The organism is Flammeovirga aprica JL-4 (assembly GCF_012844305.1).
Taxonomy (GTDB): domain Bacteria; phylum Bacteroidota; class Bacteroidia; order Cytophagales; family Flammeovirgaceae; genus Flammeovirga; species Flammeovirga aprica.
Genome location: NZ_JABANE010000258.1, coordinates 1 through 1,980, shown reverse-complemented (window position 1 = coordinate 1,980; position 1,980 = coordinate 1). Strand labels below are relative to the sequence as shown.

Sequence of the window (1,980 nt, the reverse complement as noted above, 5' to 3'; positions counted from 1 at the left end):
TGAAGCTGTCCGGGATTTTGAGTGTCGATCCGTGCCACATAAGAAGAATCTTTGTGGGTAGATCCTAAGGCTCCGGTCCATCTTTTGACTTTCATACCATTAAGGTCTTTATCCAGTAATTCTACTTGAACAGTCCCCCCGTGGCTAAACAATTTCACTATTGACCCTGAACCGTACTTTTCTCCGTTGACATTGAAATAAGGGTTGGGGTGCAAAGCTGTTTGAATCTTAGAGGCTACTTCATTGTAACCATAGATCAAGGCATTTCGGACTGCTTTACGGGTTAACTACCTTACCAATCACCTATTATAAAGCGATTTACCTCCTATATTTAAAAATTTTCTAAAGCTAATGCATACGCTTTGGGAGATGGAAGAATATTATCATTGGGAGAAAAATGGGATAGAAAAAAAGTAGCCAAACATTATGTATGAATGGCTACACGAGATAGTTTTTTTGCTAAACTTCTCAATAATGACATCTATTTAAAATATAGTTAATTCACTTGATGTTAAAAGGAGAGTACTTTAAAACATTTTTTTTGGGGGAACACTCAACTTACCCCCCAGAACAATTGTGTTACATTCTAATTACTCTTAAATTTCTCCTATCCTTTGAAGTTGATAGGTACTATACTCTTTAATAATTGGATCTGATGACAATGACAATTCTTTTAGTTTTTGAATAGCATATTCTGTCCTTAAATCACCAAGAATATAGGCACATTTTCGTACGAATGGATCCCTATCATCTTCTTCATCCCAATGTTCACAATGCAAATACATGGCTTCTACAACTGTATCTATACAGTCTGGGTTTTTGTATTTAAATTGAAATGATAATGCAATATTTTCATGTTGATGATGCCAACATTCAACTATTAACTTTTTATACATTTTATACAAAAAATCATCATCATAATATTTATGAGTTATCATTTTTATTATGTCTATTGCTGATGCATCTTTATTTAGATACGCAGAATTAAATTCTTGTTCTAAATATTTCATATCTTTCACTTCAGGAAATTTTGATTCAAATTGTTGCTTAGAAATTTCATTAGTTGCATATTCTAATATTAAATCAAGTTTTTCTTTAATCATTTTTTCTACTTATTATTTCAATTGTTATTAAGCTTTCATTAAAAACATCAACTCCTTTTCCTTTTCCAAATTGTATATTAACCTGTGGTGGATTAAGATCGTTACTCTCCACTTTAAATTGAACTTTTTCTAATGTCCATTTTTTACCTGTAATAGATTTATATTCTTCAGATGATATCATCTCGCCAAAGTATTTCTTAATCAGAGGTGGTTTTTTATTAGAAACCCCCATAGTTACAAACTTATCGATTGTCCCTTTTTTAAGATAATATTTAACTAATACACCATTATAATCTTCTGAAAAACCTAATTTCGGAGATGTCGAACCCTCACCTCCAATCCGAGTTAACCCCTTAGCTTTCCATTCAGCCGGTTTTAGTAACTTTTTTCCTTTAATCAATTCATCAAAATGATCATTTGGAATTGCTCTATAAAAAACCTCTCCAGCTTCTTCCACTACATAATCTCCCTTCTTGCCAATGACTTTCCCAAATTTACCTACATTTTTGAACCAATTTAACCTAAAATCAACATTTTCAGGTATTCTTTTCACTAATTGATCTACACTTAATTTTTGCTTAGAAAGATAATCAACAATTGATGCTAAGGTTTTAGGGTCATGACTGTAAAAATCATCTACCCCTGTTCGTATACCAACAATCCAACCTTTTATTAAATCCTCTTTACCTGTTATTGCATTCCTAAAGGCTTCATTTTTGGAATAACTTTTTTCAAAAGCTTCTTTTAATTCACCATCTATTCTTAATGACTTAAGCTTCTTAGCTATGGACGGAGGCAACTCATAATCATTATGCACATAAATACCATCCGCATAATAACTATGATAACCTTCCACCTCAAAGTTGTAAACTCGCTC

3 protein-coding genes are annotated in these 1,980 nt (G+C 32.1%); all 3 read right to left on the bottom strand.

Annotated elements, in window-relative coordinates:
• On the bottom strand, positions 1-260 hold a 260-nt coding region (locus tag HHU12_RS33665), incomplete at its 3' end, for a hypothetical protein (protein WP_169661109.1).
• Positions 261-596: 336 nt separating this feature from the next.
• Positions 597-1,103: a HEAT repeat domain-containing protein gene (locus HHU12_RS33660; RefSeq protein ID WP_169661108.1), complete on the bottom strand. Its 507-nt coding sequence runs from the start codon at positions 1,101-1,103 to the stop codon at positions 597-599.
• A partial coding sequence (locus HHU12_RS33655) for a hypothetical protein (protein WP_169661107.1) occupies positions 1,096-1,980 on the bottom strand: 885 nt, incomplete at its 5' end. The genes HHU12_RS33655 and HHU12_RS33660, both read right to left, overlap by 8 nt.